The organism is Kitasatospora sp. NPDC097691, assembly GCF_040302665.1.
Lineage (GTDB): Bacteria > Actinomycetota > Actinomycetes > Streptomycetales > Streptomycetaceae > Kitasatospora.
This window is the reverse complement of sequence record NZ_JBEORY010000016.1, coordinates 117,908-131,252: the sequence shown is the minus strand read 5'-3', so window position 1 is coordinate 131,252 and position 13,345 is coordinate 117,908. Positions and strand designations below refer to the sequence as shown.

General features: G+C 74.3%; 11 protein-coding genes. 8 read left to right on the top strand and 3 right to left on the bottom strand.

Annotation, left to right across the window (positions count from 1 at the left end):
* Nucleotides 1-224: 224 nt before the first annotated feature.
* The 4 genes from ABTY56_RS14590 (at nucleotide 225) to ABTY56_RS14575 (ending at nucleotide 5,323) form a co-directional block, all read left to right on the top strand.
* A complete protein-coding gene (locus ABTY56_RS14590) occupies nucleotides 225-1,403 on the top strand; it encodes a Cmx/CmrA family chloramphenicol efflux MFS transporter (protein ID WP_350629107.1) in 1,179 nt (392 codons plus the stop codon).
* 362 nt (nucleotides 1,404-1,765) lie between these two features.
* Nucleotides 1,766-2,095, top strand: coding sequence for a hypothetical protein (locus ABTY56_RS14585; protein ID WP_350629106.1), 330 nt, complete (start codon nucleotides 1,766-1,768; stop codon nucleotides 2,093-2,095).
* 159 nt (nucleotides 2,096-2,254) lie between these two features.
* Entirely contained in the window at nucleotides 2,255-4,114 is a 1,860-nt protein-coding gene (locus ABTY56_RS14580) for a hypothetical protein (RefSeq protein ID WP_350629105.1), read from the top strand.
* A 219-nt stretch (nucleotides 4,115-4,333) separates the two neighbouring features.
* On the top strand, nucleotides 4,334-5,323 hold the full coding sequence (locus ABTY56_RS14575; protein ID WP_350629104.1) for a helix-turn-helix domain-containing protein: 990 nt from the start codon (nucleotides 4,334-4,336) through the stop codon (nucleotides 5,321-5,323).
* A 139-nt stretch (nucleotides 5,324-5,462) separates the two neighbouring features.
* Here ABTY56_RS14575 and ABTY56_RS14570 read toward each other — a convergent pair whose 3' ends face one another.
* Genes ABTY56_RS14570 through ABTY56_RS14560 form a run of 3 tightly spaced genes read right to left on the bottom strand, consistent with a single transcriptional unit; the run spans nucleotide 5,463 to nucleotide 8,664 of the window.
* Entirely contained in the window at nucleotides 5,463-6,482 is a 1,020-nt protein-coding gene (locus ABTY56_RS14570; RefSeq protein WP_350629103.1) for a TolB family protein, read from the bottom strand.
* Complete coding sequence (locus ABTY56_RS14565) at nucleotides 6,479-7,786, bottom strand: MFS transporter (RefSeq protein WP_350629102.1); 1,308 nt, start codon at nucleotides 7,784-7,786, stop codon at nucleotides 6,479-6,481. Before ABTY56_RS14565 ends, ABTY56_RS14570 begins: the two co-directional genes overlap by 4 nt.
* Nucleotides 7,787-7,788: 2 nt before the next feature.
* Complete coding sequence (locus ABTY56_RS14560; RefSeq protein WP_350629101.1) at nucleotides 7,789-8,664, bottom strand: alkaline phosphatase family protein; 876 nt, start codon at nucleotides 8,662-8,664, stop codon at nucleotides 7,789-7,791.
* A gap of 518 nt (nucleotides 8,665-9,182) precedes the next feature.
* Between ABTY56_RS14560 and ABTY56_RS14555 the strand changes: the two genes are divergently transcribed.
* From ABTY56_RS14555 to ABTY56_RS14540, 4 genes are all read left to right on the top strand, one after another.
* Nucleotides 9,183-9,989, top strand: a complete 807-nt coding sequence (locus tag ABTY56_RS14555; RefSeq protein ID WP_350629100.1) for a G1 family glutamic endopeptidase — start codon at nucleotides 9,183-9,185, stop codon at nucleotides 9,987-9,989.
* Nucleotides 9,990-10,027: 38 nt separating this feature from the next.
* Nucleotides 10,028-11,299, top strand: a complete 1,272-nt coding sequence (locus ABTY56_RS14550; protein ID WP_350629099.1) for a S53 family peptidase — start codon at nucleotides 10,028-10,030, stop codon at nucleotides 11,297-11,299.
* 281 nt (nucleotides 11,300-11,580) lie between these two features.
* Complete coding sequence (locus ABTY56_RS14545) at nucleotides 11,581-12,000, top strand: YciI family protein (RefSeq protein WP_350629098.1); 420 nt, start codon at nucleotides 11,581-11,583, stop codon at nucleotides 11,998-12,000.
* Complete coding sequence (locus ABTY56_RS14540; protein WP_350629097.1) at nucleotides 11,973-13,304, top strand: RNA polymerase sigma factor; 1,332 nt, start codon at nucleotides 11,973-11,975, stop codon at nucleotides 13,302-13,304. Before ABTY56_RS14545 ends, ABTY56_RS14540 begins: the two co-directional genes overlap by 28 nt.
* The last annotated feature ends 41 nt before the right edge of the window (nucleotides 13,305-13,345 follow it).

Sequence of the window (13,345 nt, the reverse complement as noted above, 5' to 3'; positions counted from 1 at the left end):
TGAAAAGGGGTGCGTCGGTGGGTGCCGGGCGGGTAGTGTGCGGACCATGTCGAGTCCTGAATCAGACCGGGTGGGGGCTTTCGGTCACGCCGTCAGCCCCCTGAACCACTGACTCCACAGTTCCGCCGTCCCGCCGCGTTCCGCGGCCGGACGCGTGCGCCCCAGGGGTGCTGACCGCGGTGACGAGATGACCTTCTCGCTTCTCCTCACCCCGGAGCCACTCGATGCCTCTCCCGTTGTACCTGCTTGCCCTGGCTGTCTTCGCCATGGGCACCTCGGAGTTCATGCTCGCCGGCCTCCTGCCGGACATCGCCTCGGACCTCGGCGTCACCGTCGGGACCGCGGGCCTGCTCACCTCGGCCTTCGCGACCGGCATGATCGTCGGCGCCCCGCTCGTGGCAGCGTCGGCCCGCCACCGGCCCGCACGGTCGAGCCTGCTCGGCTTCGTCCTCGTGTTCTCGGCAGTCCATGCCGTGGGTGCCGCCACCCCGAGCTTCCCGGTCCTGTGCGTGACCCGGGTGGTCGCGGCGCTCGCCTGTGCCGGGTTCCTCGCCGTCGCTCTGACGACCGCCACCAGGCTGGTCCCTGCCGACAAGAAGGGACGCGCGCTCGCCGTGCTGCTGTCGGGCACCACGGTGGCCACGATCGCCGGCGTGCCCGCGGGATCACTGCTCGGCACTGTGCTCGGGTGGCGGGCCACGTTCTGGGCCGTCGCCGTCCTCTGCCTGCCTGCGGCCGTCGGCATCCTCCTCGGAGTCCCGGCGCGCCGCGTGCGGAGGAACGCGGCTGACGGGCCGCCACTGCGGGCGGAGCTCGCACAGCTCAGGAGTCCGCGGCTGCTCCTGGCCATGCTGCTCGGCGCGCTGGTGAACGCGGCCACCTTCACGAGCTTCACCTTCCTCGCCCCCCTGGTGACCGGCACCGCCGGGCTGGGCGAGCACTGGATCCCCGTCGTCCTGGTGCTCTTCGGCGCCGGTTCCTTCATCGGCGTCACCGTCGCCGGACGGCTGGCCGACCGGCGTCCGGGGCAGGTCGTCGCGGTCTGCGGTCCGCTGCTGCTCGTCGGCTGGCCGGCCCTGGCCGTGCTGGCCGACCGGCCGGCCGCCCTGCTCGTCCTCGTGTTCGTCCAGGGCGCGCTGTCCTTCGCGCTGGGCAGCACGCTGATCACGCGGGTCCTGTACGAGGCGGCCGCGGCCCCCTCCATGGCCGGCGCCTACGCGACCGCGGCACTCAACGTCGGTGCCGCCGTCGGACCGGTCGTCGCCGCGACGGCCCTGCGCACCGCGGCCGGGGACCTCGGGCCGCTGTGGGCGAGCGGACTCCTCGTCGCTCTCGCGCTCCTGGTCGCGTCGTTCTCGCGCGGCGTGCTGCCGGCCGGCACGGTGACCACCAACCGACCCTGAGTCGAGGACATCGAGGACGTCGAGGACGTCGAGGACGCCGAACGCCGGCCCCGGGCCGGGCGGGCGGAAAGTCGGGCGGGTCGAGTGAGCGTCAGGACCGTTCGCCCGGCGCGCGATCGCCGGGTACCTGCCGGTACGAAGCGGGCGCGGTCCGGGGGTTCCGATCGCCGTGGCACCCGCGCCACCATGGCTGCACCACCGTAGAGACCGGAGGGAATCGCCATGCAGTGTCCGAACTGCGGGTCGCTGATGCAGGATCAGGGTAAGCAACTTGCCTGCGGGCAGTGCGGCGCCGTCATCGGCCGCGCGGTGCCGTCGGATCCGCTGGCCGTCCCCGTCGTCCCGTCCATCGTGAGGTAGGTATGAACACTCCCCGTTGCGGCAAGTGCCGGCAGCCCGTCGGCCGCGGCCCGCAGGGTGGTTACGTCTGCGGATCGTGCTGGTACGTGGTCCCGCCGCCGGCGAACGCCGCACTGCGGGAGGTCACCACGCGGGAGGTGAGCGTGTCCGGGATGCACTGCGCGCAGTGCGGGGCGGAGATCACCTACGGGCCGGAGGGGGGCTACGTCTGCGGCAACTGCAACTTCGTCGTGGAGCCCCCCGGTGCGGCCCAGGCGCGCAAGGACGCCGCGAAGGACCGGGCCAACCGACAGCGGCGCGCGGCGGAGGACCGGGCGATGCAACGGCGTTAGGCAGCAGCGTCGTTGACCCACCAGCGGGCATCGGGCACGGCCGCGCGGGTGGCCGTGCCCGATGCCCCCTGTTTCCCGGCGACGGAGGCGGCCCGGCGCGTAGCATCGGAGGATTATCGGGCCAGGGGCGCGGCGGCGGGGCGCGGACAGGGGGGGCGTGTGACGGGGCGTGATGTCCGCCGCGGTGCGGTGCGGGGTGCGGTGTGGCGCGGGGTGTGGGCGCTGGCCGCCTGGTGGCTGTGGATGCCGCTGGTCGTGGCGCTGGTGTGGCTGGTCAAGCACGTCGCGTTCGGCGGGTTCGGGCAGCAGGACCAGAGCTATGTGCTGCTGCTCCAGCAGGAGTTCTTCCCGCACGGCGGCGTGCTGGACGCGACCCCGCTGTTCTGGGTGTGGGTCGCGGTGGGGCTGTGCGGCACGGTCGGCGCGGTCGTGTACCTCGCCGAGCAGTCCGGGGCCGACTCCCGTGGGTGGCGGGCGCGCCTGGCGGTGGCGGCGGTGGTGCTGGCCGTGGTCGGCTCGCTGGTACGGGTGGGCACCGGGCTGTGGGACGACGACAAGGACGCGGGCCGCTTCTACGCGGCGGCGACCGTGCTCGACGTCCCGGCCGGCGGAGCGGGCACACCGCGGTCGGTGCTGCCGGTCACCGAGCACACCCGGGCCGGCGACGGCGGCCGCTGCGACCTGGTGGGCACCGCGGACGTGCCGGCCTGCGTGAAGACCGCGCCGATGCCGGACTTCGACTTCGAGGCGCGCACCGCCTCCTACGCGGCGGCGACCAAGGCGCTCACCGACAGCGCCGGCCTGACCTCCGGGGTCCACCTGATGGGGCACAGCCTGCACTACCTGCCCGACGCCTCGCAGGGCGGCGGGGTGTGGACGGCCGTCCTGGACGGCTCCGGCGAGCAGCCGACAGAGGGCGTCGCGGTCTGGGACGGCCGTTCGAACTCCGTCGTCACCTGCGCCTTCCGCGGCGACCATGCGTTCGACCGGGCCTTCGCCGGCACGGGGGCCGTCAGCCTGCGCAACCTGCTCGCCGAGCGGTTCCCGGACCTGGTCTACAGCGACCAGGACATCTGGGGCTACTGCGACGGCGCCGACCCCCGGACCGCCCAGCCGGTGGTGGTGATCTCGGTGGCCCGGCAGATCGGCTGGCAGCAGCGCACCGTGCTGGAGCCGGCCGGGGTGCTCGTCCTGCGCGGCTCGCCGGACGGCCGCCCGAGCATGACCTACCGGGCGCAGGTGGCCCCGGGCGACCTGCCCGGGGCGGTGTACCCGGCCTCGGTGGTCCGGGACCAGATCCACGAGGTGCAGTGGCTCGGCGGACGCGGCGCGAAGGACGACCGCGGCTTCGGCTACGACCACACCTCGGCGGCGACCAACGCCGGCAACCCGGGCGAGTTCCTGCTGCGCTCCAAGGCGGACGGCCACCTGTACTACGTGACGCCGCTGGTGCCCCGGGAGAGCTCCTCGCAGCTGGTGGTGGCGTTCGCGGTCCTGCAGGCCGACCGGGCCGGCGGCGGCCTCAATGACCTGCACGTGTACGTGCGCGGCGACGACGCCCCGCCCGTGAACCTGGACGTGCTGGCCAGTCGGATGGTGTCGTACATGGCGCAGCAGACCTCGATCACCATCAGCGCCGGGCAGGGCGGCGCGCTGCAGGAGATCATCCCGTACGGCCGGGACATGTGGCGCGGCTTCGTGGACTTCAACGGGCAGACCCAGGACTACATCGACCTGTCGGGCGATGCGACGGTGACGCCCAACCTGGTGTCGCTGAACGGCAGCATCACCCCGCCCGGCGGCGGCCAGCCCACCCCGGCACCGGCACCGACCCCGGCCCCGGCACCGACCCCGGCCCCCGGCGCGCCGACGCCGACGGGCGCGCCGCCGGTCGTACCGGCGGGCGGGTGCGGCGGTGATCCGGGGCAGTTGACGACCGGGCAGCTCGCGGCCTGCGTCGCGGAGCTGTCCAGGCAGCTGCAGGGGCGCGTCCAGGACCCGGCGCCGGCCCGGCCCTGACGGCGCCCGACCGGCCGTGACGCCGCCGAGCGCCGCCGACGGCCGCGCGGGGACGCACACCCCCGCGCGGCGGCCGGACGCCCGGCCGGGCGGAGGAGGTGAAGGATCTGCGAGCAGCCGCTCCCGCGACGCCGTCCGGCGGTAGATTTCGCTGCCATCGTGGGACTCCGCCGGAACGACCGCCGCCCGGCAGCGGTCCCCGGGGAGAGTGAGGACACCGTGCCCGGTCCACCCTTTCGGCCCGCCGGCCCCGCGCGCCGCCCCGAACTCCTCCAGGCCCTGCGCACCGGACCGTTCGACCTCGCGCTGCGCACGGCGATCCGGGACAGCGGACTGAGTCTGGAGGGGATCCAGCGCCGGCTCGACCGCCGTGGCGTCCAGGTCAGCGTCTCCAGCCTGAGCTACTGGCAGCGCGGCCGCAGCAGACCCGAACGGCCCGACTCGCTGGCCGCCGTAAGGGTGTTGGAGGAGGTGCTGGGGCTGCACCGGGACGAACTGGTCGTCCTGCTCGGCCCGCGCCGCCCGCGCGGACGCTGGGTGGAGCACGTCCCCGGTTCACTCGACTACGCCAGCACCTTCGGCGACCCGGCGGTGGAGGGCGTCCTGGCCGACCTCGACCCGCGCACCAACGCCCGGGTGGAGACCCTGCACACCCGGGTCGACGTGCACATCGGCGCGCGGCGGGAGGAACGCCGGGTGGACGTCGTGCAGGTGGTCCGCGCCCTGGCAGCGGGCGCCGACCGGCTGATCCTGCTCACCCAGGCCAAGCCCGAGATGTCCGCCGGTGCCGACCTCGGCCTGACCGGGTTGGTCGGCTGCCGGCTCGGTCGGCGCCGGGTGGACCGCGAACGCGGCCTTGCCGCAGCCGAGTTGCTCCTGGACCTGGTGCTCGTCCCGGGGCAGTGCACGATCGTCGAGTACAGCTACGCCTACCCCTCGGAGCAGGTCGCCACCCACTACCAGCGCATGGTGCGCTTCCCCGGGAAGAACCTGGTCCTGCGGGCGCGCTTCGACCCCGCCGACCTCCCGGCCGGGTGCGCCGCGCTCTGGCGCCCGCAGCACGACGCGCCGCCGTCCAGCGACCAGCAGGTGCGGGTCTCCCCGGCCGGCCACGCCTGTGCCGTGTTCCCGGACGTCACCCCCGGCATCTACGGGCTGTCCTGGGAGTGGAACGACGACCTCGCGTCGGTGCCGCCCGGAGCGGGCTGACCGCCCCGGCGGGGAGCGCCCCTCGGCGGGCCGCCGATCCTGCCGGCGGCCCGCCGAGGGATAATTGACGATTCGTCAGGTCCGTACCGAGTCCGTTCCGGGCCCGTCGTATGGTCCGTTGCAGGCCCGCCGTGGAGGGTCAGCGGACGACGGCCGGTGCCAGGGCGGCGCGCACCAGCAGGGCGGGCGCCCCGGAGCCGTCGGCCGGGACGTTCCACACGTCGGTGCCGTCGTCGCTCGGCAGCGCGTATGCGAGGGTCCGCCCGTCCAGCCACAGGGCCTGGTCGTCGACGTCGCGCTGCTCGGCGGTCGCGCTCTCCGCCATGGTCCGCAGGTCCAGCACGTACAGCCGCCAGGGCGCGTCGTCCGGCAGCCCGGGCACGCGCTTCTTGTACGCGATTCGGGAGCCGTCGGGGGAGAGCGAGGGGCACTCGACGTTGCCGTGCAGGGTGGTCAGCGTGCGGCGGGTGACGTCGCCGGCGGCCAGGTAGGTGCGGCCGCCGGTGGCCACGGTGGCGTAGAACCGTTCGTCGTCGGCGAAGGTCACGCCCCAGATGTTGACGTCCGGGGCGCGGTAGGGCGCGCCGTCGAGGGTGACGGCGTCGTCCTCCAGGTTCTCCTGGAGCGTCCAGGTGCGGGTGTCCAGGACGGAGGTGCGGGTGGAGAAGGAACCGCCCGCGTAGGAGTCGCCGCTGAGGAAGACCGTCCACGCCACCAGGTGCCCCGAGGGCGACACCCGGGCCCGGGTCGGGATCCCGGCCAGGTCGTAGTGCCGCACCTCGTGCAGGGCCGCGTCCAGGACCACGGCGCGGTAGCCGTCCTGGACCAGCCCGTGCACCGCCTGCAGGCAGATCCCGGTGCCCGCCGCCGCGTGGAAGCGCAGACAGGTGGGGGCGGCGGCCGCGGTGCGGGTGTCCTCCGGCTGCCCGAGCGGGACGGAGGCCAGCCGGTCGCGGTCGGGGCCCCAGGTCATGGTGCGGAACACCAGGCGGGGGCCCGCCGGTTGGGCGCCGAGCGTCACCGTCCCGGCCCGCACCGGCGGACCGCCCGCCCGGGCGCCGCGGGCCTGCCCGGCGGCGTGCAGCACGGCCAGCGTGGCGGTCGCCGCCAGCAGGGCGACCGCCGTGAGCAGGACGAGGAACCTGCGCCCGTCGCTCACACCGCCTCCTTCCCGCGCGCGGGACCAGGCCGCAGCACGCACGTCGCCACGGCCACCGCCCCGGCCAGCACGGCCGTCATCACCGCCAGCGCCGCACCGTCGCCCCATCGCGCCCACAGCACACCGACGGCCAGCGAGCAGCCGAACCGGCCGGCCGCCTGGCCGGTGCCCACCAGCGCCAGGCCCGTCCCCTGCCGCGCCGCGGGCACGACGGCGGCGGTGGCCGCCGCGAGCATCCCGTCGGTCGCCGCGTAGAACACGCCGTGCAGGGTGAGGACGACGGCGGCGACCGGCAGGCCGCCGGCCGGGCGCAGCAGCAGGACGGCGTACCCGCACAGCAGCGCCAGGTGCCCCAGGACGAACACCCGCCGCCGACCGTACCGGTCTCCGGCCGCGCCCAGCGGCACCGCGAGCAGCAGGTAGACCGCGGCCGTGCCGAGCGGCAGCAGCGGGAACCAGCCGACCGGCAGGCCCAGCCGCCGCTGGGCGAACAGGTAGACGAACGAGTCGCTGAGGGTGGCGAGTCCGAGCAGGGCCGCGCACAGGCAGACACGGCGCAGGCCGGGCAGGCGCAGCAGCCGGGCGGCGGGCCGTCCGGCCGGCAGCGGGAGCATGCCGCCGACCGTGCCGCCGGGGCGGGCGGGCACGCACAGCACGAGGACCACGACGCCGAGCGCCGCGACGCAGGCGCTGACCGAGAAGACCGCGTGGTAGCCGCCCGGGGCGGCGCGCAGGATCAGAAAGGCCAGCAGCGGTCCGGCCAACGCGCCGGCGGTGTCCATCGCCCGGTGCACGCCGAAGGCGCGGGCGCGGCGCTCGGGCGGGGTGGACAGGGAGATCAGCGCGTCGCGCGGGGCGGTGCGCAGCCCCTTGCCGGCCCGGTCCACGGCGAGGACCAGGCCGAGCATCGGTGTGGTGCGGGCCAGCAGCAGCGCCGGTTTGCACAGCGCCGACAGGCCGTACCCGGCGGCCGCGACGGCCTTGTGGCGCCCGGGCCCGCCGTGCCCGCCGGGGTCGCCGTGCCCGGCGCCGGGCCGGTCGGCGAGCAGCCCGCCGAGCAGCCGGACCACGACGGTCGCGCCGTTGTAGACCCCGTCCAGCACCCCGAACCCCAGCGGGGACACGGCCATGGCGGTGACCAGGTAGAGCGGGAGCACGGCGGCGACCATCTCGGAGGAGACGTCCGTGACGAGGCTGACGGTCCCGAGCGCCAGCACGGTGGTGGCGATCCGCGCGGGCCGCCCCGGCCGTGGGGCCGGGGCGGCGTCGGACGCCGGGGTGTGGCGGCTGTCCGCGAGGTACACGGTCAGTTCCAGACGCCGGTGATGTCGGCGGCCGAGGCGGACTTGCCGGCGTGCGCGCCGGTGCCCGCCAGGTCCTCCAGGGTGTGCAGCAGGTCGTAGTGGTTGTACGAGGTGCTGCTGGTGGCGCCGGCCTTCGCGGGCTGCCCGTAGACGAGGGTGGGGATGTGGTTGCCGCTGTTGCGGTCGTCCTCGTCGTAGGTGACGACCAGCAGGCTGTTGTGGTTCTTGGCCCAGGAGGCGTAGCCGCCCAGGTTGTTCTTCAGCCAGGTGTCCCCGGTGCCCACCGAGCAGTTGTGCATGTCGCTGCAGAGATCGGGGATGACGAAGGAGACCTTGGGCAGTTTGCCGTAGTCCGAGGGGAACTGCGCGAAGGTGTGCTCGGTGGAACCGGGGACGTTGTCGAAGCCCACCCAGGGGGCGTGCTTGCGGGCGTAGTTGCCGCTGCTGCAGGTGGTGGACCCCTGGCTGGGCAGGGCTTCGCTGTAGCTGCCCCAGCTCTTGCCGGCCGCGCTCAGCTCGGAGGCCAGGTTGGCCGCCTTGCTGAAGCCGGGGGAGTAGCAGGAGTCGTCGGTGATGCCCTGGGTGCTGCCGGAGAACACCGCGAAGTAGTTCGGCTGACTGGGGTGGGTGATCCCGTACGAGGCCTTGAGCAGGGCGCCTCCGGTGGCGAGCGAGTTGAGGAAGGGGGCGTCGGAGCTGCCGATGATCTGCCCGTAGGCGTGGTTCTCCAGCATCACCACGACGATGTGGTCGGGCGACGGGAGGGTGGCGGCGGCCGAGGCGGTGGTGCCGACGGTGAGGGCGGCGGCCGCGGTCGCGCCGGCCACCGCGGCGGCCAGGACGAGCGTGGTGCGGGAACGGGCCTTGGCGAGGGGCATGCCTGTCTCCGGGAAAGGGGTGGGGGTGGGATGTCCGGCGCGGTGCGCGCCGGTGCGGACGGCGGTTGCACCGGGTTCGGGGCGCCGGGCCGTCGGCAGGGGTAGACGGTCCCGCAGCACCGACTGACCGTCAACACCCGGTGTGGCAGGGGCGGTTCGTGCTGTCAAGCGGCCGTCAACTGTGTGGATGCCGCCGGACCGCAACGACGGGCCCGCAGCCGGATCGCGGTCCGCGGCGACGGCCAAAACTGTGGATTCCCCAGTGCCGGCGAGCGGCTCCGCGGCAGTGCGGCCACTCGACTGGCGAATCCACAGAATTGCCGGCGCCGGTGCCCCGGGAAGCATGCCGCACCGCAGCTCACCGGCCCCGCGTCCATGCACTCCGGAAACCGCCGTCAACCGTCAACCATGAGCAATTCCAGTGGCGTTGACCATCACGGCGACGATCGACACGCTCGTCCCAGCACGGCCCGCCCCCTCGGGGCCGGCCCCTTCCCCCCTTCCCGAGGAGTCCCCTCATGCCACCGCGCGCCACCGTCCGTCCCCGGTCGTACGCCCGCTCCCGGTCGTACGACCGCAGCCTCGCCGCCGCCGCGGCGCTGCTGCTGTTCGCGCCGCTGACCGCCACGCTCATCGCCACCACCCCCGCCGTCACGGCCGCCTCCGGCGCCTCCACCCCGGCGGGGACGCCCGCCGCCTCCTTCGCCGGCATCACCTCCGGCAACTGGTCCGGCTACGCGTCCACCGGCACGACCTACCACTCCGTCACCGCGAGCTGGACCCAGCCCCGGATCAGCTGCACGGCGGTCGGCGCGGTGTCCATCTGGGTCGGCCTCGACGGCCAGGGCACCAGCACCGTCGAACAGACCGGCACCCAGGCCGAGTGCACCGCCGTCAACGCCACGCCGCACTACTTCGCGTGGTGGGAGAACTACCCGGACCCGGAGTCCCCCTACCGCGACAGCGTACGGCCGGGCGACACCATGACCGCCTCCGTCGAGTACGACCACGCCCAGGACGCCTACACCGCCAAGCTCACCGACGAAACGCTCGGCTGGACCGAGACCAAGTCCTTCCCCCGCTACAGCGGCGCCACCAACGGCAGCGCCGAGGTGATCGCCGAGGCCCCCAACCGCAACGGCTCCCGCCAGCCGCTGGCGAACTTCGGCAGCGTCACCTTCACCCACGCCGCCATCGACGGCCGCACCCTGGCCGCCGCCTCCGCGGCCACCGTGACCATGGCCCGCAACGGAGTCACCGAGGCCGTGGCCGGCCCGCTGTCCACCGGGGGCGACTCCTTCACCGACACCTGGAAGCACTCCTGAACCCCTCGATCCCCCAACCGACCGGAGAGGAAACGACGATGACCCCCCAACACCGCGCCCCCCAGCACCGCGCCCCCGAGCACCGGACCCCCCGTCCCCGCGCCCGGCGCCGGGCCCTGTGGGCCGCCGCCGCGCTGACCCTGACCACCCTCGCCACCTCCCCCCTCGCCCACGCCGCGCCGTCCGCCGCCCCCCACCGGCCCTGGCACCAGCTGTGCGCCGTCCCCACCGAGACCACGGCCGGCTGTGACGTCCTGGAAGCCGACGCCCCGTCCGGGAACACCGTCTCCGCAGGGACCGCCACCCCCTCCGGCTACGGGCCCGCCGACCTCCAGTCCGCCTACCACCTGCCCTCCGACGGCGGCTCCGGCCAGACCATCGCCGTCATAGACGCCTACGACGACCCCAACGCCGAGAGCGACCTCGCGACCTACCGCAAGCAGTACGGCCTGCCCGCCTGCACCACCGACAACGGCTGCTTCCGCAAGGTCAACTCCGACGGCCGGACCAGCCCGCTGCCCTCGGGCGCGAGCGCCAACCAGGGCGCCGAGGACTCCCTCGACCTCGACCTGGTCTCCGCCACCGCCCCCAACGCGAAGATCATCCTGGTCGAGGCGAACAGCGCGAAGATCGGCGACATCGGCGCCGCCGTCAACCGGGCCGTCGCCCTCGGCGCCAAGTTCGTCTCCAACAGCTACATCTTCAAGGAGTCCGCCGACGACCCCACCTACGACAAGAACTACTACAACCACCCGGGCGTCGCCATGGTCGCCGGCAGCGGCGACTGGGACTACTCCTGGGGCGTCGGCTACCCCTCCAGCTCCCCCTACGCCACCTCCGTCGGGGGCACCTCCCTGGTCCGGGCGAACAACACCCGCGGGTGGAGCGAGAGCACCTGGAACACCAAAGCCGGCGAGGGCACCGGCTCCGGCTGCTCCGCCTACGAGGCGAAGCCCTCCTGGCAGAAGGACACCGGCTGCGCCAAGCGCATGGCCACCGACGTCTCCGCCGCGGCCGACCCCGGCCACGGCATGGCCGTCTACGACAGCTACCAGAAGAACGGCTGGGGCTCCTACGGCGGCACCAGCGCCGCCACCCCGATCATCGCCGGCGTCTACGCCGACGCCGGCGCCCCCAGCGCCGGCTCCAACCCCGCCTCCTTCCCCTACGCCCACCCCGGCGCCCTGAACGACGTCACGACCGGCAACAACGGCACCTGCAGCCCGGCGTACTTCTGCACCGCCGGCGCCGGCTACGACGGCCCCACCGGGCTCGGCACCCCGAACGGCACCACCGCCTTCAAGGGCTGACACACCCGTCGGACCGGCCCGGGTACGGGGGAGCCGTCGTCGTCGCAGCGTCGACGGCTCCCCACCCCGCCGCACCCGGCCCTCCGGCGCCCGACCGGCCCTCCGGCGCTCGACGGCTTTCCCGGCCCCCGCCGCCTCCCCGGACGGGAGCCGGGAGAGCCCGTCGGAAGGAATCCGAAAAAAATTCATCCGTGTCGCTCCACCGTGTCGATTTCGCTGTCGCGCCGTTCGACCTGGGACTGAGAGGGTCGAGGAACGACCCCCGAACAAGGAGACCGACCATGGCGAAGTACATGCTGATCATGCGCGGCACGGACGAGTCCCTCGCGAAGATGATGGACACGCCCTTCGAGGACATGCTCGAAACGGTGGGCCGCTTCAACGAGGAGCTGATCCGGGCCGGTGTGCTCGTCGCCGCCGAGGGACTGGACGACCCGTCGCAGGGCGTCGTGGTCGACTTCGACGGGGAGACCCCGGTTGTCACCGACGGGCCGTACGGTGAGACGAAGGAGCTGTTCGGCGGCTTCTACCTGATCGACGTCGCCTCCAAGGAGGAGGCGGTGGAGTGGGCCAAGCGGCTGCCGTCGATCCCCGGTTCCAAGTGCGAGGTCCGCCGGGTGCCGGGCATCGACGAGTTCCCGCAGGACAACGAGTGGATCATCAAGGAGCGGGCGTGGCGCGAGCGGACCGGCCAGCTGTGACGTCCGCGGCCGCCGACGGCCCGCCGATCGCCGACGCGGCGCGGCGGGCCGTCGAGGCCGTCTGGCGGATCGAGTCCGCCCGGATCGTCGGGGCGCTGGCCCGCTACACCGGGGACTTCGCGCTCGCCGAGGACGTCGCGCAGGAGGCCCTGGCGGAGGCGCTCGTCGCCTGGTCGCGCGACGGGGAGCCGGGCAGCCCGGTGGGCTGGCTGCTCGCGACCGCCCGGCGGCGGGCCATCGACGCCTTCCGCCGCAGGTCGGCGCTCGACGAACGGTACGCCGTACTCGCCGGCCCGCTCGCCGACGGCGAACTCAGCTCGGGTGCGGCCGCCGCGCCCGAGCGGACGGACGACCTGCCGTGGGACCCGGACCGGGTCGACGACGACGTCCTCGCGCTCGTGTTCACCGCCTGCCACCCCGTGCTCTCGCCCGAGGCCCGGGTGGCCCTCACCCTGCGCGTGGTGGGCGGCCTGTCCAGCGAGGAGATCGCCCGCGCCTTCCTGGTGCCAACGGCGACCGTCCAGGCCCGGATCACCCGGGCCAAGAAGACGATCGCCGCCGCCCACGTGCCGTTCGAGCTGCCGCCGCCGGAGGACCGGCGCGAGCGGCTCGGCGCCGTCCTGAGCGTCCTGTACGTGATCTTCACGGAAGGCTCGACGGCGACCACCGGCGACGACCTGCTGCGCCCCGACCTCGCCTACGAGGCGGTCCGGCTGTCCCGGACGCTGGCCGCCCTGCTGCCCGCCGAGCCGGAGGTGCACGGCCAGCTCGCCCTGTTCGAGCTCACCGCCGCGCGCTTCCCGGCCCGCACCGGGCCCGACGGCGAGCCGGTGCTGCTGGAGGACCAGGACCGGCGCCGGTGGGACCGCTCCGCGATCCGCCGAGGCCTGGCCGCGCTCGGCCGGGCCTCGGCCCTCGGGCGGGGCCTCGGACCGTACGGGCTGCAGGCCGCGATCGCCGCCTGCCACGCGACGGCGCCGTCGGTGCCGGACACCGACTGGGAACGCATCGTGCTCCTCTACGAGGCGCTCGGCCGGGTGGCCCCTTCGCCCGTGGTGGAACTCAACCGGGCGGTGGCCGTCGCGATGGCGAGCGGGCCGCTGGAGGCGCTGTCCGCGGTCGACGACCTGGCCGCCTCCGGCCGCCTGTCGGGGTCGCACCTGCTCCCGACCGTCCGGGGTGAACTCCTCACCCGGCTCGGCCGCACCGTCGAGGCCCGGGCAGAGCTGGAACTCGCCGCCCGGCTGTGCCGCAACGCCCGCGAGCGGTCCGTGCTGCTGCGCAAGGCGGCCGCCCTGGGGTGACGCGCCTGCCCGCCGGTGCCTGTGCCGGTGTCGGTGCCGGT

Coding starts and splice junctions, on each gene's coding strand:
- ABTY56_RS14550 (WP_350629099.1), top strand. CDS start 10,028: ATGACCCCCCAACACCGCGCCCCCCAGCACCGCGCCCCCGAGCACCGG.
- ABTY56_RS14545 (WP_350629098.1), top strand. CDS start 11,581: ATGGCGAAGTACATGCTGATCATGCGCGGCACGGACGAGTCCCTCGCG.
- ABTY56_RS14590 (WP_350629107.1), top strand. CDS start 225: ATGCCTCTCCCGTTGTACCTGCTTGCCCTGGCTGTCTTCGCCATGGGC.
- ABTY56_RS14560 (WP_350629101.1), bottom strand. CDS start 8,664: ATGCCCCTCGCCAAGGCCCGTTCCCGCACCACGCTCGTCCTGGCCGCC.
- ABTY56_RS14555 (WP_350629100.1), top strand. CDS start 9,183: ATGCCACCGCGCGCCACCGTCCGTCCCCGGTCGTACGCCCGCTCCCGG.
- ABTY56_RS14585 (WP_350629106.1), top strand. CDS start 1,766: ATGAACACTCCCCGTTGCGGCAAGTGCCGGCAGCCCGTCGGCCGCGGC.